Source organism: Lysinibacillus sp. FSL K6-3209 (assembly GCF_037976175.1).
In the GTDB taxonomy this organism is placed as follows: Bacteria; Bacillota; Bacilli; order Bacillales_A; family Planococcaceae; genus Lysinibacillus; species Lysinibacillus sphaericus_D.
In genome coordinates this window covers 1,137,918-1,160,385 of the sequence record NZ_CP150264.1, presented here as the reverse complement: position 1 = coordinate 1,160,385, position 22,468 = coordinate 1,137,918, and the positions used below count along the sequence as shown (strand labels likewise).

21 protein-coding genes are annotated in these 22,468 nt (G+C 39.2%); 3 read left to right on the top strand and 18 right to left on the bottom strand.

Annotation, left to right across the window (positions count from 1 at the left end; translation table 11 throughout):
* Positions 1-63: 63 nt before the first annotated feature.
* The 5 genes from dapA to MHH88_RS05460 all read right to left on the bottom strand — a co-directional run bounded on the left by dapA (position 64) and on the right by MHH88_RS05460 (position 3,733).
* Positions 64-963, bottom strand: a complete 900-nt coding sequence (dapA, locus tag MHH88_RS05480) for a 4-hydroxy-tetrahydrodipicolinate synthase (RefSeq protein WP_024361977.1) — start codon at positions 961-963, stop codon at positions 64-66.
* Positions 964-976: 13 nt separating this feature from the next.
* Positions 977-2,014, bottom strand: a complete 1,038-nt coding sequence (locus tag MHH88_RS05475; RefSeq protein ID WP_339261750.1) for an aspartate-semialdehyde dehydrogenase — start codon at positions 2,012-2,014, stop codon at positions 977-979.
* 82 nt (positions 2,015-2,096) lie between these two features.
* Positions 2,097-2,687, bottom strand: coding sequence for a dipicolinate synthase subunit B (locus MHH88_RS05470; protein WP_069510077.1), 591 nt, complete (start codon positions 2,685-2,687; stop codon positions 2,097-2,099).
* The gene (locus tag MHH88_RS05465; protein ID WP_103977283.1) at positions 2,681-3,460 is read right to left on the bottom strand and encodes a dipicolinate synthase; all 780 of its coding nucleotides are present in this window, start codon (positions 3,458-3,460) and stop codon (positions 2,681-2,683) included. Before MHH88_RS05465 ends, MHH88_RS05470 begins: the two co-directional genes overlap by 7 nt.
* A 9-nt stretch (positions 3,461-3,469) precedes the next feature.
* Entirely contained in the window at positions 3,470-3,733 is a 264-nt protein-coding gene (locus MHH88_RS05460; protein WP_339261749.1) for a YlmC/YmxH family sporulation protein, read from the bottom strand.
* 145 nt (positions 3,734-3,878) lie between these two features.
* Here MHH88_RS05460 and MHH88_RS05455 point away from each other — a divergent pair, with 145 nt between their 5' ends.
* The 3 genes from MHH88_RS05455 to MHH88_RS05445 are packed head-to-tail and all read left to right on the top strand — an operon-like array spanning position 3,879 to position 5,729.
* The gene (locus MHH88_RS05455; RefSeq protein WP_069510080.1) at positions 3,879-4,256 is read left to right on the top strand and encodes a GntR family transcriptional regulator; all 378 of its coding nucleotides are present in this window, start codon (positions 3,879-3,881) and stop codon (positions 4,254-4,256) included.
* A gap of 1 nt (position 4,257) precedes the next feature.
* Positions 4,258-5,106: an ABC transporter ATP-binding protein gene (locus MHH88_RS05450; protein ID WP_339261748.1), complete on the top strand. Its 849-nt coding sequence runs from the start codon at positions 4,258-4,260 to the stop codon at positions 5,104-5,106.
* On the top strand, positions 5,103-5,729 hold the full coding sequence (locus MHH88_RS05445) for an ABC-2 transporter permease (protein ID WP_339261747.1): 627 nt from the start codon (positions 5,103-5,105) through the stop codon (positions 5,727-5,729). Before MHH88_RS05450 ends, MHH88_RS05445 begins: the two co-directional genes overlap by 4 nt.
* Positions 5,730-6,242: 513 nt before the next feature.
* Here MHH88_RS05445 and MHH88_RS05440 read toward each other — a convergent pair.
* The 13 genes from MHH88_RS05440 to MHH88_RS05380 form a co-directional block, all read right to left on the bottom strand.
* A complete protein-coding gene (locus MHH88_RS05440; protein WP_069510086.1) occupies positions 6,243-7,466 on the bottom strand; it encodes a pitrilysin family protein in 1,224 nt (407 codons plus the stop codon).
* Between the two features lie 73 nt (positions 7,467-7,539).
* Positions 7,540-9,654 carry a polyribonucleotide nucleotidyltransferase gene (gene pnp, locus MHH88_RS05435; RefSeq protein WP_024361987.1) on the bottom strand — a complete coding sequence of 705 codons (2,115 nt, stop codon included), beginning with the start codon at positions 9,652-9,654 and terminating at the stop codon, positions 7,540-7,542.
* A 282-nt stretch (positions 9,655-9,936) separates the two neighbouring features.
* Positions 9,937-10,206, bottom strand: a complete 270-nt coding sequence (rpsO, locus tag MHH88_RS05430) for a 30S ribosomal protein S15 (RefSeq protein WP_008178982.1) — start codon at positions 10,204-10,206, stop codon at positions 9,937-9,939.
* A 170-nt stretch (positions 10,207-10,376) separates the two neighbouring features.
* Complete coding sequence (ribF, locus tag MHH88_RS05425) at positions 10,377-11,327, bottom strand: riboflavin biosynthesis protein RibF (protein WP_339261746.1); 951 nt, start codon at positions 11,325-11,327, stop codon at positions 10,377-10,379.
* 13 nt (positions 11,328-11,340) lie between these two features.
* Positions 11,341-12,252: a tRNA pseudouridine(55) synthase TruB gene (truB, locus tag MHH88_RS05420; RefSeq protein ID WP_339261745.1), complete on the bottom strand. Its 912-nt coding sequence runs from the start codon at positions 12,250-12,252 to the stop codon at positions 11,341-11,343.
* Between the two features lie 76 nt (positions 12,253-12,328).
* Positions 12,329-12,670, bottom strand: a complete 342-nt coding sequence (gene rbfA / locus MHH88_RS05415) for a 30S ribosome-binding factor RbfA (RefSeq protein ID WP_024361990.1) — start codon at positions 12,668-12,670, stop codon at positions 12,329-12,331.
* Positions 12,671-12,793: 123 nt separating this feature from the next.
* The gene (locus MHH88_RS05410) at positions 12,794-13,072 is read right to left on the bottom strand and encodes a DUF503 domain-containing protein (protein ID WP_024361991.1); all 279 of its coding nucleotides are present in this window, start codon (positions 13,070-13,072) and stop codon (positions 12,794-12,796) included.
* Complete coding sequence (gene infB / locus MHH88_RS05405) at positions 13,072-15,354, bottom strand: translation initiation factor IF-2 (RefSeq protein WP_103977287.1); 2,283 nt, start codon at positions 15,352-15,354, stop codon at positions 13,072-13,074. Before infB ends, MHH88_RS05410 begins: the two co-directional genes overlap by 1 nt.
* A 14-nt stretch (positions 15,355-15,368) precedes the next feature.
* Entirely contained in the window at positions 15,369-15,677 is a 309-nt protein-coding gene (locus MHH88_RS05400; RefSeq protein ID WP_024361993.1) for a YlxQ family RNA-binding protein, read from the bottom strand.
* Positions 15,674-15,952 (bottom strand): YlxR family protein, encoded by a 279-nt coding sequence (locus MHH88_RS05395; RefSeq protein ID WP_024361994.1) that lies wholly within the window; start codon positions 15,950-15,952, stop codon positions 15,674-15,676. Before MHH88_RS05395 ends, MHH88_RS05400 begins: the two co-directional genes overlap by 4 nt.
* A 206-nt stretch (positions 15,953-16,158) precedes the next feature.
* Positions 16,159-17,292 carry a transcription termination factor NusA gene (nusA, locus tag MHH88_RS05390; protein WP_024361995.1) on the bottom strand — a complete coding sequence of 378 codons (1,134 nt, stop codon included), beginning with the start codon at positions 17,290-17,292 and terminating at the stop codon, positions 16,159-16,161.
* Positions 17,293-17,316: 24 nt separating this feature from the next.
* Positions 17,317-17,793 (bottom strand): ribosome maturation factor RimP, encoded by a 477-nt coding sequence (gene rimP / locus MHH88_RS05385; RefSeq protein ID WP_024361996.1) that lies wholly within the window; start codon positions 17,791-17,793, stop codon positions 17,317-17,319.
* A 231-nt stretch (positions 17,794-18,024) separates the two neighbouring features.
* A complete protein-coding gene (locus MHH88_RS05380) occupies positions 18,025-22,356 on the bottom strand; it encodes a PolC-type DNA polymerase III (RefSeq protein WP_339261744.1) in 4,332 nt (1,443 codons plus the stop codon).
* Positions 22,357-22,468: the final 112 nt, after the last annotated feature.

Here is a 22,468-nt window from a genome sequence, read left to right as displayed (position 1 = left end):
ACCGCAACAATAAAAAAACTATAGATAAACTCTTATTGGCGAGTTTATCTATAGTTTCACTTATTATCTAAAATTTTTAGCTTTTTCTTGGTACGTTTCCCATATTTGGTCGAAGTTGGCTTTTTCTTCATCTGTCATTTCCACCATTGGTAGTCGAACATTTAATGTATCAAAGCCTAGTTTTGTCATCGCATATTTGATCGGTGAAGGATTCGGTTGTGCAAATAGCGCACGCACTAAAGGTAATAATGCTCGATGAATTTTTGCAGCCTGTTCATGCTTTCCTTCTTCAAATAATCTTATCATTAACTGCATATCATTTCCGACAACGTGTGAAGCAACTGAAATGACACCAGCCCCACCAATTGCCAGCAACGGTAATGTTAATCCGTCATCCCCGCTATAAACTAAAAAATCATCTGCAGCTTCAACATTTTCAATAATATCGCCCATTTGATCTAAATTCCCGCTCGCCTCTTTAATCCATGAGATATTAGGAATTTTACTTAAATCAACAGACGTCTCATAGGCCACGTTTATACCTGTGCGTCCTGGTACATTATAAAGCATCACAGGCAACTTTGTTTCTTTTGCAATCGTCTCAAAGTGCGCGTAAATACCTCGTTGATTTGGCTTATTATAATAAGGTGCTACTAACATAATACCATCCGCACCATTTTCTTCAGCCTTATGCGTCATCGCAATTGAATAGGCTGTTTCATTGTCCCCTGTACCTGCAATTACCGGTACACGGCCCGCTACTTTTTCTACTGTAAATCGTACAACTTCAATTTTTTCTTCTGTGGTCATAGTTGGGTTTTCAGAGGTTGTGCCACATGCAACAATGCAATCAGTACCATTATCAATTAAATGATTAATAATACGTTCTAGTTCTGGATAATTAATCGTACCATCTTCTTTAAACGGCGTTATCATTGCCGTTCCAATTCGACCTAAATTCATCCTTACACCCCTCTTATAGTAAGTTATCCTCAAGCATTGCTTCTGCAATTTGAATAGAGTTCAATGCAGCGCCTTTTAATAAATTATCTGATACGATCCATAGGTGGAATCCTTTTTTATTGTCTAAGTCTTGACGGATACGTCCTACAAAGGTAGCATCTTCCCCTTCTGCGTAAATCGGCATTGGGTAAGTTTGTGTTGCGATATCATCTTGTAATACAATTCCAGGTGCATTTCGTAATACTTCGAAAATGCCTTCTACTGTTGTCTCTTTTTCTACTTCAATATAAACAGATTCAGAGTGTCCTGAAACAACTGGTACACGTACACATGTAGCAGCTACTTTTAACTCTGGTGCATGCATAATTTTCTTCGTTTCATTAATCATTTTCATTTCTTCATATGTAAAGCCATTGTCAGTAAATTTATCAATTTGTGGAATGACATTACGGGCAATTGGGAAATGACGTTTGTCGCCACCACTCGGTAAAATATTTGCTTCTACATCTTTACCTGCATCCCAGTTTGCGCTTTGTGCTTTTAGTTCTTCAATTGCTGAAATCCCTGCACCAGAAACTGCTTGGTACGTCGATACCAATACTTTTGTTAAACCAAATGTTGCACGGATTGGTTCAAGCGCTGCAACCATTTGGATTGTTGAGCAGTTTGGATTGGCGATAATCCCCTTATGTTTAGCAAGATCGCCGCGATTCACCTCAGGTACTACTAGGGGCACCTCTGGATCCATACGGAAATGGCTCGTATTGTCAATGACTACTGCCCCGCGTTTAGCCGCTTCTGGCGCCAGCACTGCCGATACAGAACCACCCGCAGAGAATAAAGCGACATTGACGCCTTCAAAAGCTTCAGGTGTCGCTTCTTCAATTGTATACGTCTCACCATTAAATTCGATTGGTTTTCCTGCGGAACGTGCAGAAGCTAAAAACTTAATATGTCCGATTGGAAATTTTCGTTTAATTAGCTGTTCCATCATTTTTGAACCTACTGCTCCTGTTGCACCTACAACCGCAACTGTTAACTGCTTAGTCATCTGTCATCTCTCCTTGAATACAAGTTCCATAATGTGTGCTATTGTATCATAAAAATACTGAAAATTGTGTGCAATTAATGATTTATTTGAAATATTGTATCAACAGTGGTTGTAATTGCTTTTTCTGCGTAATTGCTGCATGAACCGTGTCGACCATTTGGTCAAAATCAGCAATTAATGAATTAGGTTTTCCATGTGGTGAATCCTGACCGAATGGAATAAAGTAGATGTTTTTCGCATTGAGCAGTTTCATAATATTGATGCCATTTAAGCCCAGTGCATCATTTGTGGAAATACCTAGAACAACTGGGGAGCCATTTCGTAAAGTTGCCTTTGCAGCCATGAGAACAGGGCTATCCGTCGCGGCATTGGCAAACTTACTAATACTATTGCCAGTCATCGGTGCTATGACCATTGCATCCAACGGATTGGAAGGCCCAAATGGTTCCGCTTCTTTTATAGAAGAAATAACTTTTTCCCCTGTTAATGCCTCAATTTTCGCAATCCATTCTTCCCCTGTTCCAAAACGTGTTGCAGCATGTAATACTGAATGCGTAATGATGGGGATAACGGTCGCCCCTGCATCAATAAAATTTTGAATTTTTGGTACAACATCTTCATACGTACAATGTGAAGCCGTAATGCCTAAACCAACTCGTTTACCCGTCAGCAATTTTCTTCCTCCTCTATTGCCTTGCACAAAATATCTGCCGCATCATGTGCAAAGTATTTCCCAGGTAATGATGGCAATAGTACATATGTCTGCAATTGGTCCGCATCAATATCTAAACAGCCTGGCTCCGAAGCTAAATCATATAACACGGCTGGCACATGATCCTGAAACGATTCTGTAATCCACTTCGCTGGAATCGTATTAATGAAAATCCCATCATGTATGGACCATTTTCGATCGTCTAAATTCGAAGCTTTATAGCCATATGCTTTTGCTTCACTCACTTGTACCACCGAACGCGCAACAATATGCACATTAGCGCCCATCTTTACGAGTAAAGAAGCGAGCATTTTGGCGATGCGCCCAAAGCCTGCGATCGTAAAGTTTTGTCCGTAAATACATTTCTGCTCGAGTCCGTAAAACGTGGCGATAAATCCCTCCGCCGTCAACCTTGCATTTTGCCAAATAAAAGACTCCTGCTGTAAATAACAGTTTGTGTCATTTTTTTCTAGCAACTGCTTCCAATGCATTGTCAATCGACCTGTATAAAACTTCACTTGTGATATGCCATACAATTGCTCAACTTCTATCTTCAACGGAAGTATAGGGAGAACAATTTTATTCGGCTGGAACTCTAAAACAAGTTTATTTAACTCCTCATTCCAAACAGAAGTTCTTTTATAAAATACTGTACGTGAAGGACTTCGCAGCATCGTCGCTAATTCTTTTAATCTTGAGTCCTCGCCGATTACCAGCCATTTTTCGTTTTCCAAAAGCTCACCTCACTGTAAAAATTCAGACTGTACTGTCATCGTTTTGTTAAATAAAATACGATCTTCTCCAATTAATATAATTTCATGCCACGGAATCATTTCACTAACTTTTACTTTCTTCTTTTGGAATGGCATTTTTTCTTTAATAATCTCAAATCCATGTATCTTTCCTGTCTGCACATCTAATAGGCATTCTGTGTGTGCCAGTATGCCAAAATGTACACCACCTTCAACTTGAATCAATTCTTTATCCACCATTTCAGATAATAGCATGCCTCATCTCCCTCCTTGAGCCGTTAACCCAATATATGCCGAGTTTTTGCAATTCGTGCCCCATACGAAAGTACTTCTAGGTTGCAACTTTTATACATGCTGTGTATAGTGTGTATATACAGTTTTAATCGTGAGGTGAAAATAAGTGCGTATCCATTTAAGCAATGCGAGTGATAAACCAATCTATGAACAAATAACTGTTCAACTAAAAGAAGCCATTTTAGCAAATAAGCTTCACGCCGGCGATGCACTACCCTCTATACGTGCACTCGCCAAGGATCTTAAAATTAGCGTGATGACAACCAAACGAGCTTATGCGGATTTGGAGCGAGACGGCTTTATTGAAACGGTAGCGGGAAAAGGTAGCTTTGTTACTGAACGTAACCAAGATTTTTTACGGGAGGAGTTATTGCGTCAAGTAGAGGAGCATTTGCAAAAAGCCGTAAGAACAGCCAAAACTGCAGGACTTGCAAAAGAGGAATTAATAGACTTACTTTCATTAATTGTAGAGGAGGACAACTAAATTGAATGCCATTGAAATCCATGATTTACACAAAGGCTTTGAAGGCTTTTCACTAAAAGATATTAGTTTTTCAGTACCTCAAGGTACAGTAATGGGCTTTGTGGGTGAAAACGGTGCAGGTAAATCCACTACCATAAAATGCATGCTTAATTTATTGAAAAAAGAATATGGCGAAATTTTGCTATTCGGTAAAGATATTGTCGAATATGAGCTTGCGATAAAAAACGACATCGGTGTCGTTTTCGACGAGTTACATGTACCTGAAACGCTGAATGCGACGCAACTCGACAAATTTATGAAAAAGGTATTTAAAACATGGGATTCTAATTATTATTTTGAGCGATTGACGCAATTTAAGGTGCCTAAACGAAAAAAGGTAAAAGAGTTGTCTCGAGGAATGAGTATGAAGCTATCGATAGCGTTAGCATTGTCCCATCATCCAAAATTATTAATTTTAGATGAACCAACAAGTGGATTAGATCCAATTATACGTGATGAAATTCTCGACTTATTTTTAACGTTTATGCAGGATGAAACTCATAGCATATTATTTTCATCACATATAACAAGTGATTTAGAAAAGATAGCTGACTACATTACATTTATTCATAACGGCGAAATATTATTTAGTGAAAGCAAGGATGTCTTACTGTATGACTACGGTATTTTTAAAGGGACGAATGAGGAAGTAAGCGAACTACCTGAGCAAGCAATTATTCAAAAACGCGAAGGTACTTTCGGGCTTGAAGTACTTGTGTTAAAAAATGAAATAAGCGAAGCATTTACCGTTGAAAGACCGACTATTGAGGATATCATGCTATTTTTCGTGAAAGGTAGTGTTCAGTCATGACTGCTCTTCTAGTAAAAGATTTAATGACGATACAGCGTCAGCTAAAGACCCAAGCTTTTATACTTATCCCCATGCTACTTTTTTCCATAATGATGGGGCAAGGATCTATTATTTTTTCCTTTATATTATTTATCCTTGTTATTCAAGCCATTACTGCCCTTACCTACGATGAACTTTGTAGTTGGGATAAATATGTCAATACTTTACCCATTAGGAAGAGCGAAATTGTCCTTAGTAAATACATGCTTAGCCTTGTATTAATGTTAATTGGTCTGATTATTGCATTACCTGTAGTTTTTATCATAAGTCATTTCACAAACGATTGGGAAACCGCTAATTTTTTCCTTACATTTAATCTGCTAATTGCTGCGGCATTTTGTTTGCTTGCTTTAATCTTACCGATTTATATTAAATACGGCTCTATTAAAGGTCGAATCGTTCTAATTGTTTTATGCTTTATTCCTGGTTTACTCGTTGGACTGTTAGAGGAGTATTTTGCGGATTTTTTGATCACGATTTCCAAGCTACAACAGTTCAGCTATTTAGCACCATTTATTGGACTATTAATTTTATGGTTATCTTCTCTTATTGCAACAGCAATCTATAAACGCAAGGATTTTTAGAGGGGGATGCACAATGAAAGCTTTCTTGTGGCATAGATTGTCCATGCAAAAAGGGCATATTTTTATAGTTATTATTAGCTTAATTATAACTTTAACCAACTTACGTTATTTTAGTAACGCTTCTATCGCCATGAAGAGGAAACTAAAGGGACCCGTTCCTTTAGAATGTTCATTTATATAGTAGGTATTTTTTTATTAATTTTCCAATTCATTATTACTTAGCAATGGTGGCCGCCAATTTGTCCGTCATACTAATACCAACAGTAATTAGTGCCATAATTAGTGTTGTCGTTTTTGGAAAATGCCATGCGTTTTATAGAGCAAAAGAGATTTGTTAATCATACCGGCAATAAGCAAAGCCCCATCCGAAGTATCGTGATGGGGCTTTGCTCATTAGTTCAATTGAGGGTCAATTTCCATTCCATCGTTTTCTGAAAGAAAGGCATCCAATGTTTGAATCGATGGATGCCTCGCACTAAAAGATGAAATTTTATGATCGTTATCCGCTTTATGTTAAGCTTCAGGTCCGATGATGGAAATCGCTGGCTCAGCTTTTAATATTTTCGCAATAAGGCGATCCACTGACTCCATCGTTACCGCATCAATGGACGCAAGTACTTCATCTACTGACCGGTGTCTTCGGTGTACTAATTCACTGGTACCATTTCGGTTCATGCGTGCCCCTGTTCCTTCAAGGCCAAGCACAAAGCTTCCTTTTAACTGTTCCTTGGCATTATCTAACTCTTCCTCCGTCACGCCCCCCGCTACGATATCAAGCAATGTGGCATCAATGGTATGTTGCAATTGTGATAGCTGTTGACGGCTTGCACTACCGTAAATTGTAAATGCCCCAACATCTGCGTAGCAAGATTGATAAGAGAAAATTGTATATGCTAAGCCACGCTCTTCCCGTACTTCTTGAAATAGTCGGGAACTCATATTGCCACCAATAATATTATTTAAGGCAATAAAGCTATACATATCCGGATCTTTGACGCCAATTGCTGGGTAAGAAAGAGCTAAATGTACCTGCTCCGTATCTCGTGTTTTCGTTATTTCTCCAGGATGGAACTGGGGATTTGTTAGAACAGGCACAACAGCAAGGGGTGATGCCTCATAATGTCCGAATAAATCTTCAATCGTTGTTAATAGTGTTGGAGAAATATTGCCTGCCACAGAAATAACAATGGATGCTGGTCCATAATGTTTCGCCATATAATGGCGAATCATATCTGCTGTAAATGTTTTTAACGTAGCGGCGGTCCCTAAAATCGGGCGACCAAGGGCATCATTTGGATACATGACTTCCCAAAGCTTTTCATGCACATCATCATCTGGAGCATCTTCACTCATTAATATTTCCTCTAATACGACTTGACGTTCCTTTTCTAATTCCTCTTCTGCAAATGTCGAATGAAAGAACATATCTGCTAGGATGGTAATAGCCAGCTCTGCATGATGGTCTAAAACTTTCGCATAATAGCAAGTATTTTCTTTTGAAGTAAAGGCATTTAGTTCGCCACCAATACGGTCAAACTCTTCAGCGATTTGGCGGGCACTTCGCGTTGTTGTACCTTTAAAAAGCATATGTTCGATAAAGTGCGTAATCCCATTTTCCTCTGGTAATTCAAAGCGTGAACCAGCATTGACAAATATGCCAAGAGCAACAGATCTAACATGATCAATTTGCTCTGACACAATACGCACTCCGTTTTGACATGTATGTACTTGTACCAAATAGTTTCCTCCTCGTATACATCCGTTTTATTTAAAAAAGGCTGCGCATCATACGCAGCCTTTTTTTATCAAATTATTTACCTTGTTCTGCGCGTTCTTTTTCTTCTTGAATAACCACTTTACGAGATAAATTCACACGACCTTGTTTGTCGATTTCAATTACTTTTACAAGTAATTGATCGCCTAGTTTTAACACATCTTCCACTTGCTTTGTACGTTCTTCTTGAATTTCAGAGATGTGTAATAAGCCATCTTTACCTGGGAAGATTTCACAGAATGCACCGAATTTTTCGATACGTTTTACAGTGGATAAGTAGTATTCGCCCACTTTTGCTTCACGTACGATGTCTTCGATAATTTGTTTTGCACGAGCGTTCATTTCTTCGTCTGCTGAAGAGATGTAAATTGTACCATCTTGTTCTGTATCAATTTTTACGCCAGTTTCTTCAATTATTTTATTGATTTGCTTACCGCCTGGTCCAATAACATCGCGGATTTTATCTGGATTGATACGTACAATCACGATTTTTGGTGCATAAGCAGATAATTTTTCACGTGGTTGAGCCAATGTTGCAAGCATTGATTCTAAAATATGCATACGGCCAATTTTAGCTTGAGTCAATGCTTCTTCTAAAATATTACGTGATAGACCGTCAATTTTAATATCCATTTGAAGTGCTGTTACGCCTTTAGCAGTACCTGCTACTTTAAAGTCCATATCGCCTAAATGGTCTTCCATACCTTGGATATCTGTTAAAATGGAATAATGCTCGCCTTTTTTAATCAGCCCCATCGCGATACCTGCAACAGGTGCTTTTAACGGAACACCAGCATCCATCATAGCTAATGTAGATGCACAAATTGAAGCTTGTGATGTTGAACCATTCGATTCAAGTACTTCTGATACACAACGGATTGTGTATGGGAATACTGATTCATCAGGAATGACCGCTTCTAGTGCACGCTCACCTAGAGCACCGTGACCGATTTCACGACGACCTGGTCCACGAATTGGGCCAGTTTCCCCGACAGAGAATTGTGGGAAATTGTAGTGATGCATAAAGCGTTTCGATTCCTCAACACCTAAGCCGTCAATAATTTGAACATCACCAAGTGCACCTAATGTACAAATTGATAAGGCTTGAGTTTGTCCACGTGTAAATAATGCTGAACCATGCGTACGTTGTAATAGCCCTGTTTCAGAAGAAAGTGGACGAATTTCATCCAACTTACGACCATCTGGACGGATTTTATCTTCTGTAATTTGACGACGTACTTCGTCTTTTACCATTTTATCTAAAATAGTATGAACTTGTTTCATTGTTGTTTCATCGGCTTCTTGCTCTTCATAAGAAGCAATAATACGATCTTTTACCGCAGTGATTGCTTCATCACGGGCATGCTTTTCAGCTGTTTGAATAGCGTCATGCATGTCAGTTTCACAAGCTGCTTTAATATCTGCTTGAATTGCTTCATCAATTTCAAATAATGTGACAGGTAATTTTTCTTTCCCTACTTCAGCAACAATTTGTTCTTGGAAAGCAATTATTTTTTTAATTTCTTCATGACCGAACATAATTGCTTCTAACATTACTTCTTCAGGCACTTCTAAAGCGCCTGCTTCAACCATGTTAATAGCATCCTTGTTACCCGCTACAGATAAATGGATTGTTGACATGTTCGCTTGCTCGACAGTTGGATTCACGATGAATTCACCGTCAATATAACCAACTTGTACACCGGCAATTGGTCCATCGAAAGGAATATCAGAAATTGCTAATGCTAATGATGAACCTACCATTGCGGCCATTTCAGATGTGCAATCAGGGTCATTAGACATAACCATTGAAATAACTTGTACTTCATTACGGAAACCGTCTGGGAACATCGGACGAATTGGACGGTCAATTAAACGGCTTGCTAGAATTGCTTTTTCAGATGGGCGTCCTTCACGTTTAATAAAGCCGCCAGGAATTTTACCTGCTGCATATAAACGTTCTTCGTAGTTTACTGTTAATGGGAAGAAATCAAGTGGTTTTGGTGATTTTGACATTGTTGCTGTTGCAAGTACAGAAGTATCACCGTAGCGTACTAATGCTGCTCCATTTGCTTGTTTTGCTAACTGTCCTACTTCAATTACTAGTGGACGGCCAGCCCATTCGTAGGAATAGACTTTCTTTTCGTTCATTCAATGAACCCCTCTCTATTATAAAAACACTTACTCGTCTGTATGTACTAATAGTAAGTGTACCAAAAATGCTTGTTCTATGCTAAATATTTCATGAAATAATCATACATTTAAATTCAGTTATTGCCAATTTATTTAGGATTTATTGCTTTATTTGGTTTTAATGGCGTTTTTGCTTGTTTTCTTCTTATATTTTTACTTATCTTGTTGCGATTCGTCGTTAGCTAGAAAGTTTATAAACATAAAGAAAAAGCGGGAATAATCCCGCTTTTCGATTGTCAATTAGCGACGTAAGCCTAAACGATTGATTAGTTCACGGTAACGTTGAACGTCAGTTTCACGAAGATATTTAAGTAAGTGACGACGACGACCTACCATTTTAAGAAGACCACGCTCAGAGTGGAAATCTTTTTTGTGTGTACGTAAGTGAGTGTTTAAAGCGTTGATTTCAGCTGTTAAAACTGCAACTTGTACTTCTGGAGAACCAGTGTCACTTTCGTGAGTACGGTACTCAGCGATAATTTCGTTTTTACGTTCTTTTGTAATAGCCATTTGTATTGACCTCCTAAATAATTGTTAAATCCCCATTAGCACAGTAAACGTTGGAGTCATCGGTATACCGAGCTAAGGTTAAGCACTTTATGCACTTATGAATGTTACCATAAAACAATGGGGCAAGCAAGTAATAACATAGCTCATACCATGTGGTGCTGCGGACAGCGCTATTTCATAACATAAAAAAATTGTATAGCCTCTTGCTTATCTTTCTCTATTTGCATTTTTAGCGCTTCAATTCCGTCAAACTTCCGCTCGCTTCGAATACGTTTATACCAAGCAACATGTACTTCTTCCCCATAGATGTTTTTCTCGAAGTTTAAAATATGTACTTCGATTGATAATTGCTTGTCGTTTGGATCTTTAAATGTTGGTTTATAACCTACATTGCATACTCCATCATACCAATTATTTTGTACAAGCAGTCGTACTGCATACACACCACTTGCTGGAATGTAAGTACCCTCTAGTGCTTGTACATTTGCAGTAGGAAAGCCGATTGTACGTCCACGTTTATCGCCATGCACCACAATACCCTTTATTTCAAATGGACGTCCTAGAAGCATACGAGCAGCCTCCATATCGCCCTCTTGTAATAATTTACGAATGCGTGTTGAGCTGATTTTCTCAAGCGAGTCAGCTTTCTTATCGACCACCGTTACACCATATTCGCCATTGCTTAAGACACGCATATCTTCCATCGTGCCTTTACCAAATGCACCAAATGAAAAATCAAATCCTGCTGTAACATGTTGAATATTTAACCCTCGAATAAAGGTATCAATAAAAGCAGCCGGTGACAGCTTCGCAAAGTCTGATGTGAAGTGTACAACAAATACCTTATCCACACCTAGTTCTTTAAACAGCTGCAATTTTTGCTGTAGTAATGTAATATAAAATACTTTTTCATTGCGTCCGCCTAGTACTAATGATGGATGCGGATCAAATGTCATAACGGCAGTCGGGATTTGTCGCTTGTCCCCCTCTTGCTTGGCCGCTTCAATAACCGCCTGATGTCCAATATGTACACCATCAAAAAAGCCAATTGCCAATGAGTACGGCTGGATACTTTCTCGCTGTTGTAATTGGTGTGGGTATTTTAAATGAATGACCTCCATACAAAAAATCCTCCTACTCTATCGTTGGGAACATTTTATGTGGCTTCATCAACCCTTCTTTTGTCGGATGGGCTTGATAAACCGCAAATGCTTTCCCTTTGATTCCAAACACAATTTTATCATGCACCTTTAATAATGCATCTGCTGGAAGCACTTGTCCATTGAAAATTTCTTTTTCAATCGATGATGTTATTTCAATATATGGATAGTCTGATAAGGCATATTCTACTGGAAGAATGCATGTATGAATTTGTTCATTTTCCATTAATTCGGCAACTTGTGCTAGTGTAAAACAATTGTCTTGTGTAAATGTGCCCGATGCAGTTCGCACAAGCTCTTGCATATGTGCAGGATAGCCAAGCGCTTCCCCAATTTGTACAGCTAATGTACGAATATATGTGCCTTTGCTACATGAGATCCTTACAGGAAATGTAATTTCATGCCCTTCGTAAATTTCCTTATCATCAAGTAACTCTAAAGCATAAATTGTCACCTGTCTTGTCGGTCTTTCCACCGTTTCGCCTTTACGTGCATATTCATATAACCGTTTCCCATTGACTTTAACAGCTGAAAACATCGGTGGTGTCTGATTAATCACACCCGTTAAGGAAGCTAAGACATCCAGCAACTTCGCACGCGTAAACGCCTTATTTGTAGTATCTTCCGTAACCGTTTCCCCTTCTGCATCTTCAGTCGTCGTTGTGCGCCCAATGGAAATGACTGCCTCATAAGTCTTCCCTGCATCCGTTAAATATTCGGCAATACGTGTTGCCTGTCCGATACAGATAGGCAGAACCCCTTCCACTCCTGGATCTAAAGTGCCCGTATGGCCAACTTTTTTTGTTCGCAATATTTTTCGTAATTTAAAGACGCAATCATGACTCGTCATGCCACGTTCTTTCCAAAGCGGTAAAATACCGTTCATCTAAATCCCCCTTTTGCACCATCACATGAAAAAAGCCTGCCTGCATGAAGATGCATGTGGCAGACTTTTACTGTTGTTATTCTTTGTGTAAACCACGTAGTAATGAATCAATGCGATTACCATACTCAATCGATGAGTCAAATTCAAAGATTAATTCCGGTGTTCGACGTAAACGAATACGAGAACCGATTTCAGAACGGATAAAACCAGCAGCTTTTACTAAAGCTTTTAGCGTTTCCTCACGTTCACGTTCATTGCCTAATGATGTAATATAAATTGTCGCTTGTTGTAAATCACCTGTTACATCTACACCAGTAACAGTAACGAAGCCAACACGCGGATCCTTAATTTTACGGCCAATAATATCACCAAGCTCTTTTTTCATTTGCTCAGCAACACGGTTTGAGCGTAGAGACATAATTAGTCACCTCTATTTCGATGTTCAGCTATTTGCGTTAAGGGAATGACTGTGTCAATAAATGGTTTTAAACAAGCCTTTTATTGACAATAACCATCCAATCTCTCAAATAACCTTTGCTGCTTATAAATAATCTCGCCACACATTAAGTTGTTCCCAAGACGGGTTTGACTGCAAATAATGAAGGGCGTGATTGATTTCACGCTCTGCTGCGTCCTTCGAAGAAGAAACAGCAACAAGCGCTAATTTCGTACGTTGCCATACATTTTGATGGTCAATTTCGGCAATGGATACATTAAACTTCTGTTTTGTGCGCGTAATCATACGCTGTAAGACAGCGCGTTTTTCCTTTAACGAATGGGCAGTTTGGATAATAAATTCTACCTCAACGTATACAATCATTATGCACGTTTAACTTCTTCCATAATGTAGGCTTCAATGATGTCGCCTTCTTTAATGTCATTGAAGTTTGTAATCGTAATACCACATTCGTATCCTCTTGCCACTTCTTTTACTTCATCTTTGAAACGTTTTAATGTATCTAATTCGCCTTCGAAGATTACCACGTTGTCACGGATAACACGGACACCTGAATCACGTGTTACTTTACCTTCTGTCACGTAAGAACCTGCAATTGTACCAACTTTAGATACTTTAATTGTTTGACGAACTTCTGCTTGACCGATGATTTTTTCTTCAAATTCTGGGTCTAGCATACCTTTCATCGCTTGTTCGATTTCTTCAATTACTTTATAAATAACACGGTGTAGACGAATATCTACGCCTTCTTCCTCTGCTGCACGTTTTGCATTTGTATCTGGTCGTACGTTGAAACCAATTACAATTGCATTCGATGCTGCGGCAAGAGAAATATCTGATTCTGTAATTGCGCCAGCGCCAGTATGAATAATTTTCACATTTACGCCTTCTACATCAATTTTCATTAATGAAGCAGCCATTGCTTCTACAGTACCTTGAACGTCAGCTTTAACGATTAAGTTTAACTCTTTCATTTCGCCTTGACTCATTTGTTCAAATAAGTTATCAAGCGTGACACGTTGTTTTTCAGAACGTTGTGCTTGAATAGCTGTCATTGCACGAGTTTCCCCAACTTGACGAGCTGTTTTTTCGTCTTCGAAGACAACGAAGCGGTCCCCAGCTTGCGGTACATCGTTTAAACCTGTAATTTCTACTGGTGTTGATGGGCCAGCTTCTTTTACACGGCGCCCTTTATCGTTAACCATCGCACGAACACGGCCATAAGCGTGACCAACTACGATTGGATCACCGACTTTTAATGTACCGTCTTGTACTAATAGTGTTGCAACAGAACCACGGCCTTTATCAAGCTGTGCTTCAATTACAGTACCAAGTGCTAAACGATCTGGATTTGCTTTTAGCTCTCCCACTTCGGCAACAAGTAATACCATTTCTAGCAATGTATCAATACCTTCACCTTTTAATGCTGAAATTGGCACGAAAATCGTATCGCCACCCCAAGCTTCAGGTACTAAACCATGCTCGGTTAATTCTTGCATTACACGATCAGGGTTTGCTGAAGGTTTATCCATTTTGTTGACAGCAACAATAATTGGTACTTCTGCAGCTTTGGCATGGTTAATGGCTTCAACTGTTTGAGGCATCACACCGTCGTCAGCTGCCACTACTAGAATTGTTAAGTCCGTTACTTTTGCACCGCGCGCACGCATTGTTGTAAATGCAGCGTGCCCTGGTGTATCAAGGAACGTAATCTTTTTGTCGCCTTCTGTTACTTGGTAAGCACCGATATGCTGTGTAATACCACCAGCTTCTCCAGCTGTTACTTTTGTATGACGGATGGAGTCAAGTAAAGTCGTTTTACCATGGTCAACGTGACCCATAATTGTTACTACAGGTGGACGTTCTGATAATTCAGCTTCATTGACTTCTTCTGTTTGCTCGAAGTGAGTTTCTAAATCCGTAATATCTACACGAATTTCTTCTTCAACTTCTACACCGTAGTCTGCGCAAATTAACTCAATTGCATCCTTATCTAATTCTTGGTTAATTGTCGCCATTACGCCAAGCATAAATAATTTTTTAATGATTTCAGATGGTTCACGGTATAATTTTTTTGCTAATTCAGCTACTGAAAGCGATTCAACAAAAGTAATTTTTTCTGGTAATTCTTTTTGTTTGATTGGTAATGTTGGTTGATGCGTTTTTGGATGACGGCGTTTACCACCGTGGATTCCTGGTTTTGGACGTTGGTTGTATCCGCCGCCTCTGCGATTATTATTATTATTGTTATTATTATTATTTTGTGTCATATTTCTATTTTGATTACCTTTAGTATTCTTAGATTTTTCGTTAGACGAATTTGAGTTTTGTTGCGTATTATAATGATTTGCTTTCGGCGTCGATGTAGCAGATTGCTGCTTTTGTCCATCTTGCTTTTTCACCGATTGCTGTGGTTTTTGTTGTCCATTCGCTTGTGAACGTTGTGTTACATTTTGAGTAGCTTGCTTTGCCTCTCTTTTCTCTGTCGGTGCTTTAAATGATTGATTTAACTTTGCCACAGTATCTTTTTCCAACATAGACATATGGTTCGTTACACTCACATTTAATTTACTTAGCGCTTCAATAACCTCTTTACTCGATTTATTCACTTGTTTGGCATATTCATGAACTCTGATTTTGGTCATCTGCTCACCCCCGATTATTTTTCGTTGAGTAGACTAGACAATTTACTTGCAAAACCTTTATCGGTAATAGCTAAAGCCACTCGGGCCTCCTTACCTGTAGCATGTCCTAGATCATAACGATCGCCAATTACATGATACTCAACGTTGTAATAAGTGCATTTATCTTGAATTTTTTTACTAGAGTTTTTAGAAGCGTCGTTTGCAAGCAGTACAAGCTTAGCATTACCATTGCGGACTTCCTTTACTACTAACTCTTCTCCTGAAATAACTTTACGAGCTCTTGCAGCTATACCAAGCAAATTAAACACTGCTTGATTGGTCATAAAATAGCCTCCCTACGAATGAGCAATAGTAGCTCTTCGTATATCTCTTCAGGAATTTTTGCATCAAGTTGGTGCCCTAAAACATTTTTCTTACGCGCGATGTCAACCGCCTGTTCAGACTTTGAAACATAAGCGCCTCGTCCAGGCTTTTTCCCTGAAACATCTACGCTTACCTCGCCCTCTTTCGAGCGAACAACACGAATCATTGCTTTTTTCGGTAGCATTTCTCCAGTAGCTACGCATTTTCGAAGTGGTACTTTTTTATTTACCGCCATAAGAATCACCTTTCCTCTCTGAAGCTTCGTAAGAGGTGGACCAGCCATAACCAAAACGCAAAGGTAGAATTTTGTGATTTGAACATTGCGGAGTACAATCTCGTCTCTCAACACTCAAGACCTTCGCCACAGTTCCTGGCTTTATTCAGTCGGCCCAGGACGCCCACTGAATAAAGCCAGGTGACCAGTCACACGGGCTTTCTTACTTATTCTTCGTCGTCTTGATATAAGTCAACTGTAGCTTCTTCGTAGTCACTATCATCAGCAGGTACGAAAGTGCTTGTTGCAGATGGATAAATCCCTAACTCACGTGCATCTGTCTCACTTTTAATATCGATTTTCCAACCAGTCAATTTTGCAGCTAGACGAGCATTTTGACCACGTTTACCAATTGCAAGAGATAATTGGTAATCCGGTACTACAACAGTTGTTGATTTTTCTTCTTCATTTACTTGCACATCTAAAACTTTTGAAGGGCTTAATGCATTTGCTACAAATACAACAGGGTCTTCTGACCATTCAACGATATCAATTTTTTCACCATTTAATTCATTGACGATTGTTTGAACACGTGCACCTTTCGCACCTACACATGAGCCTACAGGATCAACTTCTTCGTTATGTGCATGGACTGAAATTTTAGAACGGTCTCCCGCTTCACGAGCAATTGACTTGATTTCTACAATGCCTTCATAAATTTCAGGCACTTCCATCTCAAATAATCGACGTAATAAGCCTGGATGTGTTCGTGAAACGATTACTTGTGGACCACGTGTCGTACGTTCAACCTTTGTAATATATACTTTAATACGATCATGTGGATGATACGTTTCACCTTGGATTTGTTCATTTTGTGGTAATGCAGCTTCTACTTTACCAAGACCAACGTAAATATTTCGCGCATCTAAACGCTCAACTACACCCGTTACAATGTCATCTTCACGATCTACGTATTGCTCATAAATTAAGCCACGTTCTGCTTCACGTACACGTTGTGTAACGACTTGCTTCGCTGTTTGTGCAGCGATACGCCCAAAATTACGAGGCGTTACTTCCTGTTCAACAATATCTTCTAATTGGTAAGCCGGGTTGATGGCCTTCGCATCTTCTAAAGCAATTTGTAAACGGTCATCTTCTACTTCTTCAACAACATCTTTACGTGAAAATACACGAATTGAGCCTTTGTCTAAGTTTAAGTCAACACGAACATTTTGAGCTTGGTTAAAGTTGCGCTTGTAAGCTGTAACTAATGCCGCCTCTATCGCTTCAATTAACACATCTCTTGAAATTCCTTTTTGTTCTTCCAGCGCCGTTAGCGCATCTAACAAATCACTACTCATTTTATTTTCACTCCTAAATATGCATTATGCTGAAAAATCGATGGCAAGTCGTGCCAAAGCGATTTTTTCCTGTTCAATTGTTACTGTAATTTTGCGTGTTTTAATAGGTACTTCCATCACTAATGTATGTTCATCGTATGACGTTAAGTAGCCTTGGAATTCCTTCATGTCCTTAATGGGCTCATAGGTTTTCACATAAATAAATTTGCCAACGGCTTTTTTAAAATCAGTATCTTTTTTTAATGGACGTTCTGCACCTGGTGAAGATACCTCTAAATAATAATTTTGTGTAATAGGATCTTTTTCATCCAACAGTAAACAAAGTCGTTCACTAACTTGAGCACATTGGCCAATGTCAATTCCACCCTCAGGTGTATCTACATAAACACGTAAAAACCAGTTACGTCCTTCTTTCACAAACTCAACATTCACCAATTCAAGATTTAACTCTTCGACAATCGGTGTAGCAAGTTCTTCAATTAAAGATGGTACTTTGCTCATTGTTTCCTCCTGCATTTTCAATTTCAGGCGTAATAAAACAGAAATTCCACCAGTAATGTTGGTGAAATTTGACGGTCTTACCTGCTGTTAGTCTAAAAAATTTGTTTTGCTTCGGTATAACAACAGAAAAGAGCGGGAATGCCCCACTCTTTTGCTGGAAAACTATCAACAAATTATTACCATAAGGATAGCACAATTTACGTCACAATGCAAACTTCCTTATTTTAGACATTAGAAGAGCGATAACTGGTTTGCATCAGGCATACCTTCTAAACAACCTAATTGATCCATATACTCAATTAATGTTTTCGATACACGTCCACGTTGCTGTAAATCTTCTTTCGATAAGAACTCGCCATTTTCACGTGCAGCTACAATCGTTTTGGCAACGTTTGTGCCAAGCCCAGGAATCGCATCGAATGGCGGTATTAAAGAATTGCCATCAATAATAAACTCACTAGCCTGTGAACGATATAAGTCCACCTTTTGGAAGCTCATGCCACGCTCGCACATCTCCAGTGCAAGTTCCATTACTGTCAGTAAGTTTTTTTCTTTCGTTGACGCATCTAAGCCCTTCATGTTAATTTCATCGATTCTTGCACGAATCATTTGGGAACCTTGCGTCATCGCGATTAAATCAAAATCATCTGCCCTTACGGTAAAGTAGGCAGCATAATACAAGATTGGGAAATGCACTTTAAACCAAGCAATACGTACTGCCATTAAAACGTAGGCAGCGGCATGGGCTTTAGGGAACATATATTTAATCTTTTTACATGATTCGATATACCAACCAGGCACCTTATTTGCTAACATCTCTGCTTCAAATTCCTCTGATAAGCCCTTACCTTTACGCACTGACTCCATAATTTTGAAGGCTAAAGATGGTTCAAGTCCTTGGTAGATTAAATACACCATAATGTCATCGCGACAGCCGATTACTTCTTTTAACACACATGTACCATTTTGTATCAGCTCCTGTGCATTACCAAGCCATACATCTGTTCCGTGTGATAGACCAGAAATTTGCACTAGCTCCGAAAATGTTGATGGTTTCGTATCTTCTAGCATTTGGCGAACAAATCGTGTACCAAATTCCGGAATGCCTAGTGTTCCTGTCTTACACCCAATTTGCTTTTCTGTCACACCTAGCGATTCAGGTGAACTAAAAATTTTCATAACAACCGGATCATCGGTTGGAATTGTTTTCGGATCAATGCCAGATAAATCTTGTAACATACGAATAACAGTCGGATCATCGTGTCCAAGAATATCGAGTTTTAAAATATTGTCATGAATGGAGTGGAAATCAAAGTGTGTTGTTCGCCACTCCGAATCTTGTGCATCCGCTGGGAACTGCACTGGTGAAAAATCATAAATATCCATATAATCTGGTACAACGATAATCCCACCTGGATGTTGACCTGTTGTTCGTTTAACACCTGTACAACCCTGTACTAAACGGTCTACTTCAGCACCTCGGAAATGAAGATTATTGTCACTCGCATAGCCTTTAACGTAACCATATGCTGTTTTCTCTGCAACAGTACCAATTGTTCCAGCACGGAACACATAATCTTCACCAAACAGTACTTTTGTATAGTTGTGGGCTTGTGGTTGGTATTCACCCGAGAAATTCAAATCGATATCAGGTACTTTATCTCCTTTAAAACCAAGGAAAGTTTCGAACGGAATATCTTGTCCGTCTTTTTTATAAGGTGTGCCACATTCCGTACAATCTTTGTTCGGTAGGTCATAACCTGAGCTAACAGAACCGTCATTAAAAAACTCGGAGTGCTTACAATTTGGACAAATATAATGCGGTGGTAATGGGTTTACCTCCGTAATTTCCATAAAGGTTGCCACTAATGAAGACCCAACCGAACCACGAGAACCTACTAAATAGCCATCAGCAAGTGACTTTTTCACAAGCTTTGCAGAAATTAAGTAAATTACACCGAATCCATGCCCTAAAATTGACTTTAGCTCTTTCTCGATACGAGCTTTAACGATTTCCGGTAACTCTTCACCATAGATACGATGGGCCATCTCATACGTTAAATTGGTTACTTCATCATCAGAACCTTCAATTTTAGGTGTATATAAATCATCCTTAATCGGCTTTACATCGTCAATCATAGCCGCAATTTTTTGCGTGTTGGTAACGACGATTTCTTTTGCAAGATCAGGACCTAAAAAATCAAACTCTTGCAACATCTCGTCCGTAGTTCGAAAATGAACCGCTGGCAGCTTAGATCTATTTAAAATATTGGCGCCACCTTGAGAACCAATCAGTATTTGTCTAAACATAGCATCGTTCGGATCTAGATAATGAACATTTCCTGTAGCGACTACAGGCTTATCCATCTTCTTGCCAAGTTTCACTAGCTTGCGAATAATATCCTCAATGGTCCATTCATCGCGCACGACATTACGTTCAATTAACGGTGCATATACAGCCTTCGGTTGCACTTCAATATAATCGTAAAACCTTGCGATTTGTTCGGCTTCCTCGGGTGATTTATTCATCATCGTCTCAAACAATTCACCATTACTACAGCCTGAACCCACTAGCAGTCCTTGTCGGTATTGTTCCAACGTCGCACGTGTTACACGCGGGACACGATAGAAAGTCTTTGTATGCGAATGAGACACAAGCTTAAATAGATTTTTTAAACCGTCATTATTGACTGCTAAAATCGTACAATGCATCGGACGCGCTTTTTTATAGGCATCGCCACCGCCGATATGCTTATTAAAATCATCGTGATATTTAATGCCGAGTTCATCCGCTTCTTTTAATAGATACAATAATAAATAACCTGTTGCTTCCGTATCATAAATGGCACGGTGATGTTGTGTTAATTCAATGCCGAATTTTTTACATAATGTATTTAAACGATGATTTTTCATCGTAGGATGGAGCAAACGGGCAAGTTCTAATGTATCAATAACTGGGTGAATGGTATTTTCCAAACCGTATTTTTTATAACCTGTATAGAGGAAGCCCATATCAAAAGAGGCATTGTGTGCCACGACGATAGCGTCCTCTATAAAGGCATGGAACTCATGAATCACTTGCTCCACTTCTGGCGCATTGCGAACCATCTCATCTGTGATGCCGGTCAGTTCGATCGTCGTTGCGGACAATGCATGATGTGGATTGGCAAAACTTTCGTATTTGTCAATCACATGTCCGCCTTTAATTTTTACTGCTGCAAGCTCTATGATGGTATCGTATGCAGTAGAAAGCCCTGTCGTTTCGACGTCAAACACCACATAGGTAGCATCATCTAATGCACGATGCTCAGAAGCATACGCAATCGGTACACCGTCATCGACTAAATTAGCTTCTAAACCGTAAATCACTTTTATGCCATGTTTTTTGCCCGCACTATAAGCCTCTGGAAACGACTGCACGACCGCATGATCTGTTATCGCAATCGCTGGATGACCCCATTTCGCCGCTTGAGCCACTAACCTATCTACTGGTGTAACTGCATCCATTTGACTCATCGGTGTGTGCAAATGGAGCTCTACTCGTTTTTCACCTTCTGGTGCCTTGTCTTGTCGTGTTTCTTTTTTAATTTCATTAATATCATTTGCCATCACAATTAAATCACGAATAAAAGTATCGGTTTGAACCGAGCCACGTACTTTCACCCACATACCCTTTTTCAAATGCTGCATCAATTCTGCATCGTCGTTATCCCGTGAGAACATTTTTACAACAATTGAATCTGTATAGTCGGTAATTTTAATTTGTAGAAGTGAGCGGCCACTTTTTAATTCTTTAATTTCGGTATCGAACACAAATCCTTCAATAATGACGCGGCGTTCTTCTTCGACTATGCGCTTAATTTCCATAATTTCATCGTCTTTAATTTGCATACCAAGCTGAAATGGACGATCGCCAAGGGCCGCCAATGCTGGATTATCCTTTTTGTCCTGCTCACGTTTTTGGAAGTCTTGCATTGCTTGTTGAGCCATCGCTGCTTCTTCTAAACGTTTTTGCTCGATGAATGCTTCTTGGGCTTCACGCATTTCTTCTGTTTCCTCTTGCAGCATAAAATCAAAGGCGATATGTGGAAATCCAAATTGACTGTAGCTAAGAGCTAGCTTTTCCGCATATTTCGTTTTCAGCATCATCAGTTCCATTTCCTGCACGCAGGATAACGTAATTTTTTGCCCATTCCACATCGGTATTTGCGATACAAGGCAATTTTTTAAGGTTGGTGCCATATCGTCGATTTGCTCAACAATGGTTAACCAATACGCTTGAATCAGCTCTTCCGTAACATTTTTTTCAATTGTTTCAAAAGTTGTTTCGATTTGAGCTATAGCAGCGAATTTTTCAGCTAGATGTGTACGAAATAGTTGATATAACGGAAATGGAAGTATGCCACGTAATTTAATATTAAAATGCCAGAGTCTATTTTTTTTATGCACAGTAAGACGGGCTAATTCACCTTCTTCAAAAAAGGACATATAAACATCTTCTGTTAACTCTAGTTGTTGCAAGAGCATTTGAAATCTTTGTCTTGCTTCTTGTTGCTGTTCCAATCAATGACACCTACTTTCACTTTAATGGCAAGAGGCAATCTAATCACCTCTTGCTCATTGTTATCTAGCAAATACGTTTTCAACTATGATGCAAAAAAATTCGCTCCCTTTC